General features: G+C 34.8%; 21 protein-coding genes. 13 read left to right on the top strand and 8 right to left on the bottom strand.

Features of this window, described 5'->3' with window-relative positions; all coding sequences use genetic code 11:
- Positions 1–138: 138 nt before the first annotated feature.
- Entirely contained in the window at positions 139–1,536 is a 1,398-nt protein-coding gene (locus KKG99_15730; GenBank protein ID MBU1014449.1) for a TolC family protein, read from the bottom strand.
- A gap of 574 nt (positions 1,537–2,110) precedes the next feature.
- On the opposite strand from KKG99_15730, the gene KKG99_15725 reads away from it, so the two are divergent.
- Positions 2,111–2,494 carry a DUF302 domain-containing protein gene (locus KKG99_15725; GenBank protein ID MBU1014448.1) on the top strand — a complete coding sequence of 128 codons (384 nt, stop codon included), beginning with the start codon at positions 2,111–2,113 and terminating at the stop codon, positions 2,492–2,494.
- A gap of 98 nt (positions 2,495–2,592) precedes the next feature.
- Positions 2,593–3,783: a beta-lactamase family protein gene (locus KKG99_15720; GenBank protein ID MBU1014447.1), complete on the top strand. Its 1,191-nt coding sequence runs from the start codon at positions 2,593–2,595 to the stop codon at positions 3,781–3,783.
- Here KKG99_15720 and KKG99_15715 read toward each other — a convergent pair.
- Both KKG99_15715 and KKG99_15710 read right to left on the bottom strand, forming a co-directional pair.
- The gene (locus KKG99_15715; protein ID MBU1014446.1) at positions 3,780–4,472 is read right to left on the bottom strand and encodes a response regulator transcription factor; all 693 of its coding nucleotides are present in this window, start codon (positions 4,470–4,472) and stop codon (positions 3,780–3,782) included. The two genes, KKG99_15720 and KKG99_15715, sit on opposite strands and share 4 nt — an antisense overlap.
- Before the next feature lie 3 nt (positions 4,473–4,475).
- Positions 4,476–5,906: a HAMP domain-containing histidine kinase gene (locus tag KKG99_15710; protein MBU1014445.1), complete on the bottom strand. Its 1,431-nt coding sequence runs from the start codon at positions 5,904–5,906 to the stop codon at positions 4,476–4,478.
- A 290-nt stretch (positions 5,907–6,196) separates the two neighbouring features.
- Here KKG99_15710 and KKG99_15705 point away from each other — a divergent pair, with 290 nt between their 5' ends.
- Both KKG99_15705 and KKG99_15700 read left to right on the top strand, forming a co-directional pair.
- Positions 6,197–7,534 carry a glucose-6-phosphate isomerase gene (locus tag KKG99_15705; GenBank protein MBU1014444.1) on the top strand — a complete coding sequence of 446 codons (1,338 nt, stop codon included), beginning with the start codon at positions 6,197–6,199 and terminating at the stop codon, positions 7,532–7,534.
- 81 nt (positions 7,535–7,615) lie between these two features.
- Positions 7,616–8,161, top strand: coding sequence for a nitroreductase family protein (locus KKG99_15700; protein ID MBU1014443.1), 546 nt, complete (start codon positions 7,616–7,618; stop codon positions 8,159–8,161).
- An 18-nt stretch (positions 8,162–8,179) separates the two neighbouring features.
- On the opposite strand, the gene purN is transcribed toward KKG99_15700, so the two are convergent.
- Complete coding sequence (purN, locus tag KKG99_15695; GenBank protein MBU1014442.1) at positions 8,180–8,740, bottom strand: phosphoribosylglycinamide formyltransferase; 561 nt, start codon at positions 8,738–8,740, stop codon at positions 8,180–8,182.
- 209 nt (positions 8,741–8,949) lie between these two features.
- Between purN and KKG99_15690 the strand changes: the two genes are divergently transcribed.
- The 4 genes from KKG99_15690 to KKG99_15675 all read left to right on the top strand — a co-directional run bounded on the left by KKG99_15690 (position 8,950) and on the right by KKG99_15675 (position 11,716).
- On the top strand, positions 8,950–9,186 hold the full coding sequence (locus tag KKG99_15690) for an acyl carrier protein (GenBank protein MBU1014441.1): 237 nt from the start codon (positions 8,950–8,952) through the stop codon (positions 9,184–9,186).
- A 13-nt stretch (positions 9,187–9,199) separates the two neighbouring features.
- Positions 9,200–10,453: a beta-ketoacyl-ACP synthase II gene (fabF, locus tag KKG99_15685; protein MBU1014440.1), complete on the top strand. Its 1,254-nt coding sequence runs from the start codon at positions 9,200–9,202 to the stop codon at positions 10,451–10,453.
- A gap of 6 nt (positions 10,454–10,459) precedes the next feature.
- Positions 10,460–11,185 (top strand): ribonuclease III, encoded by a 726-nt coding sequence (gene rnc / locus KKG99_15680; protein ID MBU1014439.1) that lies wholly within the window; start codon positions 10,460–10,462, stop codon positions 11,183–11,185.
- A 63-nt stretch (positions 11,186–11,248) separates the two neighbouring features.
- Positions 11,249–11,716: an IPExxxVDY family protein gene (locus KKG99_15675; GenBank protein ID MBU1014438.1), complete on the top strand. Its 468-nt coding sequence runs from the start codon at positions 11,249–11,251 to the stop codon at positions 11,714–11,716.
- A gap of 11 nt (positions 11,717–11,727) precedes the next feature.
- On the opposite strand, the gene pheS is transcribed toward KKG99_15675, so the two are convergent.
- The 3 genes from pheS to KKG99_15660 all read right to left on the bottom strand — a co-directional run bounded on the left by pheS (position 11,728) and on the right by KKG99_15660 (position 14,083).
- On the bottom strand, positions 11,728–12,750 hold the full coding sequence (gene pheS / locus KKG99_15670; GenBank protein ID MBU1014437.1) for a phenylalanine--tRNA ligase subunit alpha: 1,023 nt from the start codon (positions 12,748–12,750) through the stop codon (positions 11,728–11,730).
- A gap of 7 nt (positions 12,751–12,757) precedes the next feature.
- Positions 12,758–13,402, bottom strand: coding sequence for a peptidylprolyl isomerase (locus tag KKG99_15665; GenBank protein ID MBU1014436.1), 645 nt, complete (start codon positions 13,400–13,402; stop codon positions 12,758–12,760).
- A gap of 102 nt (positions 13,403–13,504) precedes the next feature.
- Complete coding sequence (locus tag KKG99_15660; protein ID MBU1014435.1) at positions 13,505–14,083, bottom strand: thymidine kinase; 579 nt, start codon at positions 14,081–14,083, stop codon at positions 13,505–13,507.
- A 126-nt stretch (positions 14,084–14,209) separates the two neighbouring features.
- Between KKG99_15660 and KKG99_15655 the strand changes: the two genes are divergently transcribed.
- The 3 genes from KKG99_15655 (at position 14,210) to KKG99_15645 (ending at position 16,547) form a co-directional block, all read left to right on the top strand.
- Positions 14,210–15,004 carry a hypothetical protein gene (locus tag KKG99_15655; protein ID MBU1014434.1) on the top strand — a complete coding sequence of 265 codons (795 nt, stop codon included), beginning with the start codon at positions 14,210–14,212 and terminating at the stop codon, positions 15,002–15,004.
- Between the two features lie 19 nt (positions 15,005–15,023).
- A complete protein-coding gene (rsmI, locus tag KKG99_15650) occupies positions 15,024–15,704 on the top strand; it encodes a 16S rRNA (cytidine(1402)-2'-O)-methyltransferase (GenBank protein MBU1014433.1) in 681 nt (226 codons plus the stop codon).
- A gap of 405 nt (positions 15,705–16,109) precedes the next feature.
- A complete protein-coding gene (locus KKG99_15645; protein MBU1014432.1) occupies positions 16,110–16,547 on the top strand; it encodes an NUDIX hydrolase in 438 nt (145 codons plus the stop codon).
- Positions 16,548–16,551: 4 nt separating this feature from the next.
- On the opposite strand, the gene KKG99_15640 is transcribed toward KKG99_15645, so the two are convergent.
- Positions 16,552–17,544 (bottom strand): acyl transferase, encoded by a 993-nt coding sequence (locus KKG99_15640; protein MBU1014431.1) that lies wholly within the window; start codon positions 17,542–17,544, stop codon positions 16,552–16,554.
- 137 nt (positions 17,545–17,681) lie between these two features.
- Here KKG99_15640 and mrdA point away from each other — a divergent pair, with 137 nt between their 5' ends.
- Together mrdA and rodA are read left to right on the top strand one after the other, a co-directional pair.
- Complete coding sequence (gene mrdA / locus KKG99_15635; GenBank protein MBU1014430.1) at positions 17,682–19,496, top strand: penicillin-binding protein 2; 1,815 nt, start codon at positions 17,682–17,684, stop codon at positions 19,494–19,496.
- A gap of 56 nt (positions 19,497–19,552) precedes the next feature.
- Entirely contained in the window at positions 19,553–20,752 is a 1,200-nt protein-coding gene (rodA, locus tag KKG99_15630) for a rod shape-determining protein RodA (GenBank protein MBU1014429.1), read from the top strand.
- Positions 20,753–20,756 lie beyond the last annotated feature (4 nt).

Raw genomic sequence — 20,756 nt, 5'->3', positions numbered from 1 at the left:
AAAATGTTTAAAATGATCGTGAATTATAATAGTGCATAAAATTACAAAATAAATTACATGGTAATGGAATTATTTAAAAGAAAAGCCCTCTGTTGGAGGGCTTTTAAAAATATATTTGATGAAGTTCTTTAAACAATCCTAATTTTCATCAAGTACAAGTGGGTTGCCCATGTAAAAATCTAATATTTTTGATTTAAAGATGTAATCGTATTTTGCCGACAGTAAATCAGATTGCGCTTTTGAAAGTTGCATTTTTGACATATTATAATTTAATGAATTTTCAAGGCCCACATTAAATTTCTGTTCCATGTATTTAAAAGCTTCGTTGAAGGAGGCCACTGATTTCATACTTGCATTATAAGTTTTATAGGCAGCAAGTGCATCTGAATAGGCTTGTTCTATATTTTTTCGTACCGTATTTTTTGAAAGTTGCAAATCATATTCAGCATTTTTTTCCGATATTTTTGCTCGTGAAATATTTGTTGAAACAGCATATCCATTAAAAACAGGAATACTTAATGAAAATTGAAGATACTTGCTTTGGTTGTCTTTGTATTGATCTTTGAATGGTTTTATCCCCAAGTCCAGAGGTGGGCTTGTTGTACGATCGTAAAGGTGGATTTGATCATAATAGTTTGTTCTCCATCCTGCATATGCTGCTATTTCAAAGCTTCGGGCACCTCTTGCGATAGCGACTCCTTTACTGGCACTTTTATAACGTAATTCAGCACTCTTTATTTGAGGAAGTCGTGTTACTGAAATGCCATAAATCTGTTCAGCGGGTAAAATTTTCATTTCATTGCCTACTGAAAGATCCGGTTTTTGAATAATAAAGTTATCGGTTGCGGGTAACTCTAAAAGTTGCAATAAATCAAGATAAGCTAAGTTAAGCCGATTTTGTGCATTGATCAATGTTACTTCTTCGGATGCAAATTGAGACTGGATCTCCAACAAACTACCTTTGGGCAATGTACCGGCATCAACAAGCTTTTGAGTGTTTCTGATTTGCTGTGTGGTTACATCAATTTGAGCTTGTGATTTCTCAACTAATTCCATGCTGAATAATACATTCAGATAATTTTGGGCAAGCATTAAGGAAATATCATCACGCATTTTATCCGAATCATATTTGCTTGCTAAATAATTAAATTGATTCTGTTTAATGGTATTATATTTTTGGAAACCATCAAAAAGCGTAACACCAGAAGAAATACCGAAAGAAGCACTTTTTGTATTTGTGTTTACATATTGGAATTCACCATTATCTGTACGACCACTACCAAATGTATAACTTGTTGATCCATTAATTGAAGGGATCAAATTTAATTTTGATTGCAAAAAAGAGGCCTTATTAACATCAGCAGTCAACTCACTTTTCTTAATTTGAATGTTGTTTTCCAAAGCATACTCTATGCAATCTTTTAATGTCCATACTTTTTGCGAATAAATTGTTCCACTTATTGCAACAATAAGTATAGCCATCATTACATATTTCATGTTTCCATTAATCCGCTTCAATGCATTAAATTGTCTCATTTCCTTTTTGTTTTATTAATTGGTGAACAAAAGTAACTAAAAATATGCCACAATTTTAATTGTGTGAGTATCATATTATTAATTCCGGCCTTTGAAACATTTGACGCAAAGAGTGTTCATATAGTTACAGTGGTTGTACGGATTTGAACATAAACAATTTTATATTAAGTGATTAATTATCAGAATTACAACAAATTAATTATAGCCTTTATTAAAATCTGAAAGAAATAATTTGTCTTTCATGAAATCAAAACCAAATGAGTTTGTTTTTATTTTAATATCAAATTCATTTTAAATGAAAATAATAACCCGGAATATTATCCATTGACAGCTAAAATCATAAGATTGGATCGTTTTATCTAAGATTCTAAATTTTTTATCACTCAAAATGATAGGTCTTGTAACAAAAATGATTATAAAAAAATAATTAATTTTGCATAAAATAAAACTTTATGAAACACCCATGTTTTGTAAAACACAAACATAATGATAATAAAATCAAAAACATGGGTGTTTCCTGCCCGAATATATTCTTTCAGGCGGGCATCATCCACAAAAAAATAATTATATTATGATGAAATACTATCTCACTAAAACAGTTAATTACACTTTTGAGGAAGCAATAGAACGAGTGACCACCTTACTAAAAGAACATGGCTTTGGGGTTTTAAATACAATTGATATTAAAGAAACCTTAAAGAAAAAAATTGATGTGGATTTTAAAAGATATACTATTTTGGGTGCATGCAATCCGCATTCGGCTTATAAAGCTCTATCTTTAGAGGATAAACTTGGAGTGCTTCTACCCTGCAATGTTATCGTAATCGAACAAGATTTGGGGGTAGAAGTATGTGCTATTGATCCCTATTCAATGATGGGGCAGCTGGGAAATAAGGAATTACTTCAAATTGCTGAAGAAGTAAACATGCATTTTAAGGAGGTTTTCGAAAAATTATAAACCCAGTATCTTAATTTTGGTTAAAAACTGTTAAATTTTCTGTTTTCAGTTTTTGTGTTTACCGATTCTGATAACTTTGCCGATGCAAAAATCCGCAAATGAATATTAAAACTATTTCTTATATAATTCTTGTACTGTCTGGACTATTTGCTTGTCAGAGTCAAGTGGCGGAAACACCAAAAATTCCGGAAATACCCGATACAATATTTATTGATTTAGATCAAAAAGCCATTGATCAAAAAGCCGAATGGTTACATGGAATTTTTGATCAATTGAATAAAAAGCAAGGATTCGCTGGGGCTGTGCTTTATTCAGTAAAAGGCAAGCTTGTTTATAAAGAAGCTTTTGGGTTTGCTGATATTGTAAAAAAAACAAAGCTTACTACAACATCTGCATTCCAGTTAGCATCTGTATCTAAAATGTTTACCGCAACAGCTATTTTAATGCTGGTTGAAGATGATTTACTGGAGCTTGATTCAGACGTTAGAGAATATATTCCCGAATTTCCTTATGAAGGAATAACCATCCGATTACTTCTGAATCACCGATCGGGATTATCCCGCTACATGACTCTTGCACAAGATCAATGGAAAAACAAAGAAATCCCGCTTACAAACGACGATATGTTAAAATTGTATATCGAACATAAACCAAAACCCTATTTTTTACCTAACAATGGGTTTCATTATTGTAACGCTAATTACGCAATGCTGGCAAATGTTGTGGAGCGTATCAGCCATAAAAATTTTGATCAATTTATAAAAGAAAAGATTTTTGACCCTATTGGAATGAACAGCAGCTTTGTCTATAATATGAATGGCGAAAGCAAGGTTTCGGATTATATTTCAGTAGGAGTACCAAGTTACCGTGGCACTGGAAGAGGTGCCAGAAAGCTAAGGAATGAGTATTTAAACGGTGTAATGGGTGATAAAGGAGTTTATACCACCATAGAGGACATGTTTAAGTTTGATCAAGCCTTATATCTGAACAAACTTTTAGGCGACAGCACCCTACAAATGGCATTTATGCCAGGAAGCCCCAAGTCAAAGAAACGAAAAGATAATTATGGATTTGGATGGAGGATAAAGGATGGTAGAGAAAATACAGTTTACCATTTTGGTTGGTGGAAAGGATTCCGGACATATTATATCCGCGATATGCGTCAGCAGAAATCGATTATTGTATTATGCAACCGTGAGAAAGGTTCCGGATCAAAAGAATTATGGGATATTCTAGATAAAGAAGATTTTGAATTCGGTGAATTTAGTTTGCTCAACGGTTCAAACTAACTATTAATTACCAGTTTAAATCCAACACCATGTACGTTTAAAAGTTCTACGTTTGGATCTGCCTTTAAATACTTTCTAAGCTTGGTAACATATACGTCCATGCTTCGGGCATTAAAATAACTGTCGTCATACCAAATCTTATTTAACGCCTCACTTCTGTCGAGTACCTGATTTAAATTTTCGCCTAATAGTTTTAGTAGCTCAGCTTCTTTAGAGGTCAATTTTTGATCATCCTCTCCAATTACCAAAAGCTGTCTATTATAGTCAAACGTGAATTTCCCCAACTTATAAATATTATTTTTTGATAAGTTTTCATTCTGGCCCGACCTTCTTAAGATAGCCTTCATTCGCATGAGTAATTCTTCCATGCTAAAGGGTTTACTGATATAATCGTCGGCACCCAATTCAAATCCTTTGAGCTTATCCTCTTGCAAAGTTTTTGCCGTCAGAAATAATATTGGAATTTCTTTGTCGATATTGCGAATATCTTTTGCGAGTGTGAAACCATCCTTTATTGGCATCATTACATCCAAAATACAGATACTATACTCGTTTTTTTTAAAATGGATAAAAGCTTCTTCACCGTCTACGCATAAATCGGTTGGATAGCCCTTTGCAATTAAATACGATTGCAAGATTGTACCTAAGTTTTTATCATCCTCTGCTAATAATACTTTTTGTTGTTCCATGTATTAATTATTTTGATCGCTATAAGGTAAAAAGACCTGGAAGGTAGATCCTCTTTTTAGCTCGCTTGTTAGTTTAATACTACCTCCATGCTTGTCAATGACCGCTTTAACATAACTTAACCCTAATCCAAAGCCCTTAAAGTTATGAACATTACCCGTTGGAACCCTATAAAGCTTATCAAATATTTTTCGTTGATTTGCCTTACCTATTCCAATACCGTTATCCTGAATGCTAATTTTTATGCCAGAATCCATTTCAGTTGTTGAGATTAATATCTCAGGTTCTTCAATAGTATATTTAATGGCATTATCAAGCAAATTTAATATCACATTCGTAATATGTAAAGGGTCAACTTTAAGTTTTACATTCTCAGCTTTTAAATCAGTATAGATTTTGCCTCCTTTTTTTTCGACCTGAATCATGATTTTCCTAACATCTTCAAGTATTATCTCATGAATATCTACCCATTCTTTTTTCAGGTGAAGTTTTCCCTTTTCAATAATGGCTGTTTGCAATATTTTTTCGGCCATTACTTTAAGCCGTGTATTCTCATCATTAATGATCCCAATATAATTATCATAAATCTCTTCTGTTTTTTGGATATCCTTATCCTTTAATGCTTCGCACACAAGCGCTATGGTAGAAATTGGGGTTTTAAATTCGTGGGTCATGTTATTAATAAAATCATTCTTCATTACCGAAAGCCTTTTTTGCTTAAAAATGGTGCTGATAGAAGTATAAAATGATAAAATTATTATTAGCATCAGTACAGCTGAGAGAAGTAATAATAACCACATTTTACTGATCAAAAAGCGTTGTTCATTTGGGAAATATAACATTAGGAAATCCGGGTTTCCTTGGATATCGCTTGGGAAAAGTGCAAACTGGAAGCTTTCTTCACTCAATAGCTCTGTTGGATACATTCCCGTTTTCTGGATTAGCATATTAAGACGGGCCGGGCTATACACTCCATATTCATATTGTGTATTAATTCCATACTTTGTAAGTTCAAACTTGATCAACGAATCCAAAAGAGGCTCATTAATTCTTTCTTCAATCGGCTGTTTCTTTTGGTGACGATACAAACTTCCGAACTCACGTTGTGTTGCGATCGATTTTTGATTAAAGGACTCATATTCGCGCAGTGATGTAATCTTTGACATATCGTCAATAAATTGTTTGTTAATAGAATCAAAATATTTATTCAACGATAATCTACTCGAATTTCGAAGTAATGGATTCTGAAAATTTTTAACTTTTTCAATTTTTTCGAGCCTTAAAACAACATTTGAAATGGCTTCGTTTACACTTTGTACAAATCCTGCTTCTTTTACGATCACGGCATTCCTGATCCAATAAACCTGGATACTCATTAACCCAAGTAATGCCACCGACATTAAAAAAATAATAAAAATAATCAGCTTTTTGTTCATGCTGCAAATGTATGCTTTGATCTCAATGATTTACAGTCCTTTAACATTTTTTAACGTTTGTTAAAGTTCATTAACAATTGAGCCCAAAAATACGATATATCTTTGTAATGTTATTTCGAACGATTTAATTTCATGGTATCGTAGTTATGTAATTAAAAGGTTAATAATATAAATTTGGTTTTTGTTTCATAGAAAAAAACAGCTTCTTCGGGGGCTGTTTTTTTATGCCATTTTCTGAATTACAAATGTTGACATTATCCTTACATTTGTAAAAAACAAGATCCATCATCATGAAAATTGAACTTAAAAATGTCCTGAATATTTTTGATCAAGATCATATTAACGAATATTCATCCGAAATCGAAATCGCTTATAAAGAATTATTATCTAAAACAGGGAAAGGTAATGATTTCCTTGGCTGGATTGATTTGCCCGATCAAATAAGTACCGAATTGATTGAGGATATTCAACTTATTGCTAAAAAAATCAATTTAAATTCCGAAATATTTGTCGTGATTGGGATTGGAGGGTCCTACTTGGGAGCCCGTGCAATCATTGATGCTTTAAGCCATCATTTTGTACAACTTCAGGATGAAAAAAAATCGCCGCTCATTTTGTATGCAGGGCAAAATATCAGTGAAGACTACCTGTGTGATTTAATCGAGATTTTAAACAAAAAAGATTATTCTCTCGCCGTCATTTCAAAATCGGGAACAACCACAGAACCTGCCATCGCATTCAGATTATTAAAAGAGCATCTTGAAAAGAAATATGGACGTGAAGAGGCGGTAAAGAGAATATTTGCCATCACCGATAGTAATCGCGGTGCTTTAAAAGAATTAGCAAATATTGAAGGGTATAAAACTTATGACATTCCTGATGATGTAGGTGGACGTTATTCGGTTCTTACACCGGTTGGTTTGCTCCCCATAGCGGTTGCTGGTTATGATATAAGGGCTTTCATAAATGGTGCTAAATCGATGAAAAAAGAACTTTTAACCAAAAGCACTTCTTTTGATTCAAATCCGGCCACCCAATATGCCATTATCAGAAATCTCCTTTATCAAAATGGGTTTACAAACGAGATCATGGTCAATTATGAGCCACGTTTGTTCTATTTTACAGAATGGTGGAAACAATTATATGGTGAAAGTGAAGGCAAAGAAAACAAAGGAATATTCCCGGCCGGAGTAGGTTTCACAACCGATCTGCATTCGATGGGGCAATATATTCAGGAAGGAATCCGAAATCTTTTTGAGACCGTAATTTCTATTGAAAACAGCAATAAGGAACTTAAAATCCCAAAGAATGATGAAGATTTGGATAAGCTAAATTATATCAGTGGGAAAAGAATTTCATCAGTTAATCACATGGCAGAAATCGGTACAACCCTTGCCCATGTTGATGGCGGGGTTCCAAATATTCAAATCCGGGTTCCTGAAATTTCCGAGTTTGTTCTGGGGCAGTTGGTTTTTTTCTTTGAGTTTGCTTGTGCTTTAAGTGGCTATTTATTAAAAGTAAATCCATTTGACCAACCCGGGGTTGAAGCCTATAAATCAAATATGTTTGCTTTGCTGGGGAAAAAGGGGTTTGAAAAAGAAACTGAAACGATCAGAAAAAGGATATAATTAAAACGGTAATGGCGTGTTAAAGTGTTTAGGAGTGGATAAGAAATTAAGTTATTACAAAAATGATATAAAATTATTAGAATGGATTTTTTAGAATTAATAAATCATCGTCAAAGCGTAAGAAAATATACGGATAAACCTGTTGATAAAGAGAAGCTTCTTCGTTGCCTTGAAGCCGCCCGTTTATCACCTTCTGCATCTAACTCTCAACCCTGGAAATTTATAGTAATTGACGAGCCAGATTTGAAGGACAAAATTGCCAGAGAGACCTTTTCTACCTTGGTTAATTTCAACAAATTCACACTTGAGTCACCTGTTCTTATTGCCATCACCCTTGAAAAACCACCCTTAGTTAACAGAATTGGCGGTCGATTAAAAAACCGCAGCTGGAAATTAATGGATTTGGGAATGGCTGCCGAACATTTTTGCCTTCAGGCAGAAGAAGAAGGATTGGGCACTTGTATGATTGGATGGTACAACGAGAAGGCCATTAAAACCCTATTAAAAATTCCAAAAGAAAAAGATTTGGCTTTATTAATTAGTGTGGGTTATGCTCCTGACGATTATAAGCTGAGAACAAAAGTCAGAAAGCCAATGGAGGAAATGAGTAAGTTCAACCAATACTAAGCTTCTTAAATCTTGCCATTAAAGTAATCCTTCGATTACCTTGGGGAAATGCTCATATTCAAGTTTGTGAATTTTATTGGCTATATCTTCTGGCGAATCATTTGGTTCAACTTTCACCTTAGCTTGAAAAATAATCTTCCCATCATCATATTTATCATTTACAAAATGAATGGTAATACCTGTTTCGGTATCACCCGATTCTTTTACCGACTCATGTACTTTCGTGCCATACATTCCTTTGCCCCCGTGTTTAGGTAACAAAGCCGGGTGGATATTTATGATGCGATTTGGGAAGTTTTGAATCAGATTTTGAGGGATAAACCATAAAAATCCAGCTAAAACAATGAAATCAATTTGAAATGACTGCAATTTATTTAACACATTTTCGGAAAGGTAAAAGTCCTTTTTATCAAAATAAACTGCGGGAATTTTTAATTTTTTAGCCCTTTCCAGCACATAGGAATCCTTGCAGTTTGATAAAATCAACGAGATCTTAATATTCTCATTATCTGCAAAGTAATCCGATATATTTTGAGCATTTGATCCGTTGCCCGAGGCAAAAATGGCAATTTTTTTCATATTTTTGTACAAGTACTAATTACTAATGGCGTTCAAATTTATTATTTATTTTACCAATTATAGCATGATATCTTAAAAAATAGCTTACTTTGCAAATATTTGTTAATCCGCTCATTATGAAAAAGTAAAGTTAAATATATCAGATTTTCTTTGCTTTTAAATGATAGATTTTATTTCTTTGCACACTGTTTAACCAAAATAATAAAGATATGTCTGATACTAAATCAAAAGTAATAGCGATTATCGTTGATAAACTAGGTGTTGACGAGAGTGAAGTAACTCCAGAAGCAAGCTTCACAAATGATCTTGGAGCTGATTCACTTGATACTGTTGAGTTGATCATGGAATTCGAAAAAGAATTCAACATGGCAATTCCGGATGACCAAGCTGAAAAAATTGGTACTGTAGGTGATGCTATTTCTTACATTGAAGCAAACGTAAAATAAACAAACGAATTACATGGAATTAAAACGTGTAGTAGTTACAGGTCTTGGAGCCCTAACTCCAATTGGCAATTCAATTCCTGAATTATGGGATGGATTGGTTAATGGAGTTAGTGGTGCCGGCCCAATTACGCAATTTGACTCATCAAAATTTAAGACCCAGATTGCTTGTGAAGTTAAAAATTTTGACATCACAAACTACATGGATCGCAAAGAAGCAAGAAAGCATGATCGTTATTCACAATTTGCCCTTGTTTCTGCCGATCAGGCTATTGCTGATGCAGGTTTTGATTTGGAAAAAATTGATTTGGATCGAGTTGGTGTTATTTGGGCTTCGGGTATTGGCGGAATTCAAACATTTCAAGATGAAATTTCTGATTTTGCCAAAGGAGATGGAACTCCGCGTTTCAATCCATTTTTTATTCCAAAAATGATTGCTGATATTGCTTCAGGCCATATTTCAATTAAATATGGTTTCAGGGGACCAAATTTTGCAACTGTTTCTGCTTGCGCTTCATCTGCAAATGCTTTAACTGATGCATTCAACTTGATTCGATTAGGAAAAGCTGATGTTTTTATTACCGGTGGATCCGAAGCAGCTATAACCGAAGGAGGTGTTGGTGGTTTTAATGCCCTACATGCAATTTCAATACGTAATGATGATCCAAAAACCGCATCCCGTCCATTTGATAAAGACCGTGATGGTTTTGTATTAGGTGAAGGTGGATGCGCCCTTATTTTCGAAGAATTAGAACATGCCTTAAAAAGAGGCGCAAAAATATATGCTGAAGTAGCCGGTTGCGGCCTTTCAGCCGATGCACATCACATGACCGCCCCTCATCCGGATGGGTTGGGTGCAAAAAATTGCATGAAAAATGCCATCGAAGATGCAGGTTTAAAGCTTACCGATATTGATCATATCAACACACATGGTACTTCAACTCCTGTTGGTGACATCGCTGAACCAAAAGCTATCGTTGGCCTATTTGGTGAGCATGCATACAAAATCAATATCAACTCTACAAAATCAATGACAGGGCACTTATTGGGTGCAGCTGGTGCTGTTGAAGCTATTGCTACTATACTTGCGGTTCAAAATGATATTGTACCACCAACGATCAACCATTTTACTGACGATCCTGAAATTGACAATAAATTAAACTTTACATTTCACAAGGCTCAGAAAAGAGTGATTAATGTGGCTTTAAGCAATACATTTGGTTTTGGTGGACATAATGCTTCCATTATCTTCAAAAAATTCGTGAGATAATCTTTCATTTTGATTTTTTATAAGTATATACTACATTATTTTTCCGACAACAGAAAATTGTTCCTCAGTTTAAGGAATGTTTTTGGGTATTATCCTCATAATATTTCTTTATATTTATTGGCTTTTAGGCACAAATCAGTTGCAAAAGAACTTTCAAACGGTGTTCGGGTAAGTAACGAGCGCCTTGAATACTTAGGAGATGCCATACTTGGGGCTGTTGTTGCCGACCTGCTTTTTAAAAAATTCCCTTATAAAGATGAAGGCTTTTTAACAGAAATGCGTTCAAAAATCGTTAGCAGATCGCAACTAAATAATTTGTCAAAAAAATTAGGTCTTACCAAACTTATTAATTCTGCCATCGATACAAAAACTATTTGCAAATCGATGAACGGAGATGCTTTTGAAGCATTTATCGGAGCTTTATATTTAGATAAAGGATATAAATTTACCCGAAAAATTATCATTAACCGCATTATTAATATTCATTTGAATTTGGATGAACTCGAAACCCAAATTGTGAACTATAAAAGCAAATTGGTTGAATGGGGACAAAAAGAAAAAAAATCGGTCGACTTTAAAGTGGTTGAGGAAATTGGTGAAGGCTTCAAGAAACAATTTCTGGTCAGAATATTAATTGAAGGTGAAGTGATTGAAAGCGGCCAGGATTTTTCAATTAAAGGAGCCGAACAAATTGCCTCCGAAAAAGCATTTAGTAAGCTTCAGTCAAATTAACTATTTCATCAACCTTTCTTATCTGCTGCTATTTTCTTATATTTATCGTCAAAGAGTTTTAAAATGGCAAAAAAACTAACCTTTAAAATCGATTTTTCATCCGAATATACGTTGATAGGGATTTCTTGCCATTTAAAGGATTACCGCCTGACTTTTTTTTTAAACAAGAAACTTCATTTACATTTAAGCAGAATTGATGATTTTATTCAGGAGGGCCATGACAAAGCCGATTTAAACTATTCGGTTTTCTTTTATCAATGCCTTGAAACACAAAACAATTATTGCTTGATCTCAAATCACCATTCTGACGGGAAACTGATTCCAAACATTGGATCCATCGATTATTTTCTATTGATAGAAAACGAATTTCCAAAAAACAGAAAAAAAGAATTGATTCAGGAGATAAAAACAATTCCAAATGTACTTACAGCGTACGAACTGGATTTGTCAAAAGTGAAAAACATCCACCAATTACTAGCCGAGTTGGAACTTCAGTTTATTGAAAATAAGAATATAAAGAAAAATCCTTAATGGTGTTCAGACTAGATTGCGCTATCAAACTGCTTCAAAAACCTCTTATCATTTTCGAAAAATAAGCGGATATCGTTGATCTGATATTTAAGCATGGCAATACGTTCGATGCCCATTCCAAAGGCAAATCCGGTATATTCCTTGCTGTCGATTCCACAGTTTTCCAATACGTTCGGATCAACCATTCCGCATCCCAGAATTTCGACCCAACCCGAATGTTTACAAATATTACATCCCTTGCCTCCACAAATATTACACGAAATATCCATTTCGGCAGAGGGTTCGGTAAACGGGAAATAAGATGGTCGTAAACGGATTTGGGTATGCTCACCAAAAAACTCGCGGGCAAAATAAAGCAAAGTTTGCTTCAGATCGGCAAACGATACATTTTTATTGATGTACAAGCCTTCGACCTGATGGAAAATGCAATGTGCCCGGGCAGAAATGGCTTCATTTCGAAAAACCCTGCCGGGTGAAATTGTCCGGATAGGTGGTTTTTGACTTTGCATTACACGCACCTGAACCGATGAAGTATGCGTTCTTAGGGCAATGTCGGGATCTTTCTCAATAAAGAAAGTATCCTGCATATCACGTGCCGGATGATCGGCCGGGAAATTTAAAGCCGTAAAATTGTGAAAATCATCTTCAATTTCCGGTCCCTCAGATACATTATAACCAAGTCGTGCAAAGATTTCAATAATTTTATTCCGAACAATCGAAAGTGGATGACGGGCACCCAATTCTTCAAAATTAACCGGAAGGCTTAAATCCAAATCCCCACTTGATTCCTGTATATTATTATCCAATATTTCTGTGAGTGAGCTTAATTTATTCTGAGCCTGATTTTTAAGATCATTCAATGCCTGACCAATTTCTTTACGAAGCTCAGGCTCTACGTTTTTAAAATCGCCGAACAACGAAGGGATCAAGCCTTTTTTACTCAAATATTTAATTCTAAACTGATCCAACTCTTCTTTACTCTCAGTAGTAAAGACAGAAATCTCGTCCAGTAATTGTATTATTTTATCCTTCATTAAAATCTTATCTTATTATTTTGATGCTCATTTTAACATCTTTAACCGGTTTGTCGCCACGTCCGGTTTCCACAGCAGCAATTTTATCCACTACATCCAGGCCTTCTGTAACTTCACCAAAAACAGTATAGGCACCATCCAAATGAGGAGTTCCGCCAATGGTTCTATAAACTTCTCTGTGTTCTTCAGGAACGGGCATTCCGGTTCTGGCCTCGACAGCTGCAAAATCATCATCAGTAAATTTTTTTCCTTGTACGATATAAAACTGACTGCTTGATGAGGCACGTTCAGGATTTACATTATCACCCTGACGAGCAGCCGCCAATACTCCTTTTTTATGGAAGAATTTTGGTAGAATTTCCGCATCAACTTTATAACCCGGGTCATCTTCGCCTTTTGCACTTCCGCCACCCTGAATCATAAATTGACTGATCACACGATGAAAAGTGGATCCTTCATACCAACCTTCTTGAATCAACTTAATAAAATTATCACGATGTTTGGGGGTTTCATCATATAGTTTCAATGTAATATCACCGTATTCTGTACTAATCTTAACAAGGGTGTTTTCGTTTGAAGTTTTTTTAGGTGCGCCACACGAAATCATTATCAGTGCTGAAATGATTAATAAAAGGGTTGCCGGATTTTTCATCTGTGTATAAATTAATTTATATTACTAAGTTTTATAAAAGAAATCAGTTGCAATATTAATAAAATTGCGGGAATTTAAGAAAAGTTGATTTTTTAGGATTGTTTAGACCTTTTGAACTTTCAGAAAACAACTTCGGCATAATGGTTCGTAACTTTCTTTTTCTCCCAAAACTACCAGACTTTCATTTTTAATGGTACGATGAGAATATTGGGCCAAATTGCCACAAGTCATACAAATAGCATGCACCTTTGTAACGTATTCGGCCGTTGCCATCAAGCCGGGAATAGGACCAAACGGAACTCCTCTGAAATCCATATCAAGTCCGGCTACGATTACCCTGAAACCACGGTCGGCCAGCACATTAGCTACGTTCACCAATTCCATATCAAAAAACTGAGCCTCATCAATTGCGACTACATCGACATCAATATCGTACAATAATATTTGGGCAGCCGTTTGAACCGGCGTACATTGTACTGCATTGGCATCATGCGATACAACATTTTTTTCGTCGTATCGTTTATCTACCTCAGGTTTGAATATTTCAACTCTTTGTTTGGCAATCTTTGCCCGATTTAATCGACGGATTAATTCTTCGGTTTTACCCGAAAACATTGAACCACAAATTACTTCAATCCAACCTGTTCGTTTTTTTGGATTTGCTGTTTTTTCTAGAAACATTTAATGTAAACAGTTTTACTTTTTTTATCTTTATCAGATCAATTAATTAATATTCGAATACTTGCTAAATTAATATTTTTTCGGGCTTATTTTTGCAATGTTTATATCAATTTTAATATTTAAGGGATGAATAAATTCGATACCTCTAAAAATGCGATGATTGAACTGCTAGACCTAATCAACGAACAAGCAGAGATGTTAAAAACACAAAAAGGTGAAATTCCTCAGCTATACATTGATTTGCTCAAAAAAAATGTGTTAAAACTATATGAAACAATCCATATCCTCGATCAGATCAAACATTTAGAGGAAGATATTTCAAAATCAGGACAAACGAATCCTGAAAAGGTAATCAAATCGGTAAAGGAGGATACAATTGTTACACAAATAAAGGAGCATGAACCTATTGTAGAAATAAAACAATCTGAGCCAGAACCTCCTAAACCGGATATTGTTCAAAATACCGACCCTATAATCAAACCTAAACTGGAACCAGCAATCAAAGATGATCATGAAATGCCTGTTGTTAGTTTTTCATTAAATCGTAAAACAGAAAGCCAAAATGAAAAAGAAGTTTTTATTCATCCCAACTCAGATTTATTTTCGGAAGCAAAGAAGAACCTTGCAGATAAGCTAAGTGAAGGTCAAGACCCCAGACTTGCTGATCGAATTCAGCAAAATAAAATAAGCGACATAAAAGCAGCGATCGGGATCAATGAAAAATTTTTATTTATTAACGAATTATTTGCAGGAGACTTAAAAATTTATAATCAATCAATTGACAAGCTAAATTTGGCAAACAATTATCATGGAGCAATTTCGACTTTTAATCAATTTAAGGAACAATTTGGTTGGGATGAAAAAGATGAGGTTGTCATCAAATTAAAAACAATTGTAAACCGCAAATATTCAATCAGCTAGATTAATCCAAAAAGAACCCATGTCAAAACTTTATCTCGTACCCAGTCCTATTGGAAATCTTGAAGATATAAGTCTGCGAGCCATAAGGATATTAAAAGAAGCAGATTTTATTTTGGCAGAGGATACCAGAAAATCAGGGATTTTATTAAAGCATCACCAAATCAGCAACCGACTTCGTTCACATCATCAGTTCAATGAACATCAGGCTACCGCAGCCATAGTCGAACAATTATTAAATGGCGATACCATTGCACTTATATCCGATGCAGGTACCCCCGGGATTTCCGATCCCGGATTTTATTTGGTTAGAGCATGCATAGAGGCAGGTGTTGAAGTTGAATGTTTACCGGGTGCGACAGCTTTTGTTCCTGCATTGGTGCAATCCGGATTGTCCTCTGATCGATTTGTTTTTGAAGGATTTTTACCTGTAAAAAAAGGGCGAAAAACAAAACTTGAACAATTGGCTGATCAAAGCTATACAATGATTTTTTACGAATCACCTCATCGACTATTAAAAACACTGGAGCAATTTATGGAGGTTTTCGGAGCGGACAGAAAAATTTGCGTATCGAGAGAGTTAACAAAAGTTTTCGAAGAAAATGCTCGGGGAACCATCAAAGAAGTATATACCCATTTTAAGAATAAAGCCATTAAAGGTGAAATTGTAATTATCCTCGATGGTAAAACCAAGTCGAAGTAATTTTATATAGATTAATAGGAATTGCTTATAATAACCTAAAATTTCCTTTGTTATTTGTAAATTCGTGTACGCTCTTGTACAACCGTACAAAAGAAACGAACACATCTCGAAAATTTTTCAAAGACATATTTGCTGATTTTCAAGTATATAAAAGTTTGGCATACATTTAGCATTACTATAAGCGTCAACCTTTACTTTTTACTGGAGTCGTCTTTAATTAAATATTATCGAGGTTCTTTATAATTCAGACTCAAAGATGGTTATGTTGACCATAATTAAAAAGGATTTCACAAAATCTATATTGGTTTTGTGATTGCAATTTCATGTTAGTTAAATATTTGGTGCATTAAAACCTCCCAGAAATGGGAGGTTTTTTAGTATATTTATACTTCAATTTGAAATGTAATGAGTTATACTTACGATTATCCCCGTCCTGCGGTTACAGTTGATTGCCTGATATTCAGAAAAAAGCCTGAGCTTCAGATTTTGCTGATTCAACGTAAATACGACCCCTTTAAAGACAGTTGGGCCTTACCGGGTGGATTTGTTGAGATGGATGAAGATTTGATAGAAGCAGCGTATCGTGAACTTGAAGAGGAAACCGGCTTAAAAAATATTGAGCTTTTTCAACTGCAAACCTTTGGTAAACCCGGAAGAGATCCCCGCGGCAGAACAATTTCAATTATATTTTGGGGAACCCATCATGAACAAGCGGAAGTTGAAGCCGGAGATGACGCAAAAAATGCAGCTTGGTTTGAAATTTCTCAGTTGCCAGAGTTAGCATTTGATCATAACCATATCTTAAATGTGGCATTTCAAATGATTCCCAATCTTAAAAAATAAAACACTAATCTACCAACAAATTACATCCTCTAATATCACTCGCATCAAACCTTCCTAAAACTTCAAACGTATTATCATTTGTCATCCTGCCTAGATCTTGTGTCATGATAAATGAACACGAATTAATATTTGCTAAATCGATTACATTAATGCCTCCGGATTGACCATTTTCCAGTAGTTGAAATGGATCATTAGGATCGCGTATTAATATTTTCATCCATGGTGGAGTGGTAAAAATGCCTTCGCCGGAAGAATATGCCTGAGACAACAATTCCGTCATACCATATTCAGAATGTATGGAATTAATCCCAAATACTTTTTTAAGAATTTCATGTAGTTCTTCTCTGATGAGTTCCTTACGTCGACCTTTCATTCCTCCGGTTTCCATCACTATTAAATTTGGATGCCTTACGCTAAAATTTTCAACTAAGTCGAGTAGTGCATAGCTCACTCCCATCAGCAGAACATTTTTGTTTTTAAGATTTTTCGAATTTAGCATCTCCACAAGTTCGGCATGATTATCTAAAAAAAATCCGCTTTCAACATGATTGCTTTGCTTAATGAGTTCATTTACCATAAACACCAAAGATGATCCTTCTCGTTCGAGATATGAGGGCAATAAAGCCAGAATACAATAATTACTTACCTCTCCATAATGGTGCGAGAATCCTTTTAAGAACGATCGAATATAAACCTTAATATCAGTAACAAAATGTTTGCTTTGCAAAGCACCGCCAGTTCCACTACTTGTAAATATTTGTTCAGGTATTTGGGTCGAACCGACTACTTTGTGTGTTTTGAAAAAATCAATAGGGAGAAACGGGATATCTTTTATTTTCCTGATTTTAGTATTATCCAAACCCAAAGTTTTAATGTACAATTTATAAACTTTGTTATTTTGAAATTGATATTTGAAAATTTTCAGTGCCAGATCTTCAAATTCTCTTTCTTTATGAATATTAAAAATATTACCAGTATATGAATTTATTTCTCCCATCTTCACACAAAATTAATCAATAGTATTGATATAAATTTATAACTTTATTGATCTAAAAATGTGGTAATAATTGTATCCATAACATCATTTCTGAAAGCACTATAACAATTTAAATCTATACAAATTGATCTATCTGTATGACAAAATCTTACGCTCATAGGAAAACAGTTATCATTACGATCGTCGTAATAATTGGGGTTATTTATATTGCCCGATTATTTTTTCTTCAGGTGATAGATGATAGATATAAGCTTTCAGCGGAAAATAATGTTTTGAGAAAGATCACCATCTATCCTGCAAGGGGGCTGATCAAGGACAGAAACGGAGAATTGTTGGTGTACAATGAAGCTTCTTATGACCTTTTTGTAACGCCAAATTTGGTTATCGATATTGATACGGCAGAATTATGTAAGTTATTGAAGATCGATAATAACACCTTTCTTGAGTTGCTTTACAAAGCTAAAAGCTATTCCAAAGTCAAACCATCGATTTTTCTTGAACAAATCTCCAAAGAAGATTTTGGTTATCTTGAAGAACGATTGTATAAATTTCCTGGGTTTTTTGTTCAGTCCAGAACTTTAAGAAAATATCCCAGACCTATTGCCGCTCATATTTTAGGATATATTGGTGAAGTAACACAAAATGAAGTAAGCAATAACCCTTACTATAATTCGGGTGATTATATTGGGAAAAATGGAATTGAAAAATTTTATGAAACAGAACTCCGGGGAGAAAAGGGCATTAAATATAGATTGGTTGATGTTTTCAATCGAGAAAAAGGGGCATATTTAGAAGGCCGATACGATACCATGTCGAACACGGGTAAGAATTTGCAAATTTCTATTGATGCCGAATTGCAAGCTTATGGAGAGCTTTTGATGAATGGCAAAAAAGGCAGTATCGTGGCCATTGAACCATCAACGGGTGAAATCTTGAGTATGGTATCCAGTCCTGCCTATGATCCTAATTTATTAATTGGGCGAATTAGAAGTTCTAATTTTAAAAAACTAAGTAGTGATAGTTTAGAACCTCTTTTTAACAGGGCAATTATGGCTCAGTATCCTCCTGGTTCAACCTTCAAACTATTAAATGCGCTAATAGGATTGAACGACGGTGTGTTAAATTCGGGTACGCGATATACCTGTCAGGGAGTTCATTCCTCACCGATTGTTTGCAGCCACAATCATTACTCTCCACTCGACCTGAATCATGCTATAGAACAGTCGTGCAACCCATATTTTTATAAGGTTTTTAAATCTATCGTTGAACAAGGGAAGTATGCAACAATTCAGCAAGCTTATGAAAATTGGCGCAGCCAAATGAGTGATTTTGGAGTCGGGCAAAAACTGACGTCTGATATCATAGGACAAAAAAATGGCAACTTGCCCGATTTTTCATATTTCGATAAATATTATGGTAAAAATGGTTGGAAGGCTATTACGATAAGATCATTATCGATTGGCCAAGGTGAGATTGAAATAACACCTTTACAATTGGCAAACCAAGTTGCGCTTATTGCAAACCGGGGTTATTATTTACCCCCGCATTTTGTCACCTCCATCGATGGGAATCCCAATACCGCATTTAATGAACCTATCCGTAACAAGATTCCAAGAGAACATTACGAAACCGTTATTGAAGGAATGGCCCTGGTTTACGCGGGTGAAAGCGGAACAGCCAGATGGTTTCGTATTGATAGTTTACAAATGTGCGGCAAGACCGGGACCTCAGAAAATCCATTTGGTGAAAACCATGCCGTATTTGTTGCTTTTGCGCCTCGCGATAATCCCAAAATTGCAATTTCTGTCGTAGTTGAAAATAGTGGTTTTGGAGCAACCTGGGCAGCACCTATTGCAAGCTTAATGATTGAAAAGTACTTGAATGGAACCGTAAAGCATACTGCAACCGAAGAAAAAATGTTAAACACAGTTTTAATAAAAAACAAACGTTGAGAGCAAGAACAGGAACCTTTTTAAATATTGATTGGATAACTGTATTTCTTTACTTAATGCTGGTACTGATTGGATGGTTGAGTATTTATTCGGCTATTTATGATGAAGCACATCGCGGTATATTTGATCTTTCACAACGTTATGGTAAACAATTGCTTTGGATTGCGGCTGCTTTTATTATTGCCTTTGCAATTTTACTCATCGATGCAAAGTTGTTTTCAGCTTTTTCATACTTATTGTATGTAATTGGGATTATTTTATTATTGGCCGTGCTGGTCATTGGAACAAAAATATCAGGATCAAGATCGTGGTTCCAAATTGGAGGATTTGGACTTCAGCCATCAGAATTTGCAAAATTTACCTGTGCTTTGGTTCTTGCTAAATTTCTGAGTGGTCAAAATGTAAATCTTCGACGATTTAACAGTTTGTTTAAAGTGGGACTGATTATCTCAATTCCTGCAATCCTTATATTACTGCAACCCGAAACAGGTTCAGCTTTGGTTTTTAGCTCCTTAATAATTGTACTTTACAGGGAAGGGCTTTCATCCAAATTTTTAATTTTTGGAGCCTTTGCTGTAATTTTGTTCATCACTACACTACTATTGCATGCATATATTGTCATCGCTATTCTTTCCGGGATTCTCATTTTGTTCTATTTAAGAATCAGAAAGAGCAAAAGAAGTATCTTGGCTGTTTTGTTAATACTTCTGGTTGGCTCAACTTATATTCTAAGTGTCGACTATGCATTTGACAATATTCTAGAACCACATCAAAAAAAGAGGATTAATGTTTTAATAGGAAAGGAATCTGACCCGAAAGGGGCCGGGTACAATGTTAATCAATCAAAAATTGCAATAGGAAGTGGCGGGTTTTTTGGTAAAGGATTTTTAAAAGGTACCCAAACCAAATTTAATTTTGTTCCTGAGCAAAGTACCGATTTTATTTTTTGCACAGTTGGAGAAGAGTGGGGTTTATTCGGAAGTGCTGTTTTAGTAAGCTTATTTATTTGGTTAATTATAAGGTTAATAATTCTTGCCGAGCGACAGCGCTCGGCTTTCAGTAGGATTTATGGTTATGGGGTCGCCTCTATTTTATTTTTTCATTTTGTAGTGAATATCGGAATGACCATTGGGCTTGCACCGATTATAGGAATCCCATTACCTTTCCTGAGTTACGGTGGGTCATCCCTATGGGCATTTACAATACTCCTGTTTATCTTTATCAGGCAAGATGCATCACGGCTTGAAAACCTATAAAAAA

The organism is Bacteroidota bacterium (assembly GCA_018816945.1).
Lineage (GTDB): Bacteria > Bacteroidota > Bacteroidia > Bacteroidales.
The sequence above is the reverse complement of the archived record's forward strand: the minus strand, read 5'-3'. Positions and strand labels throughout refer to the sequence as shown.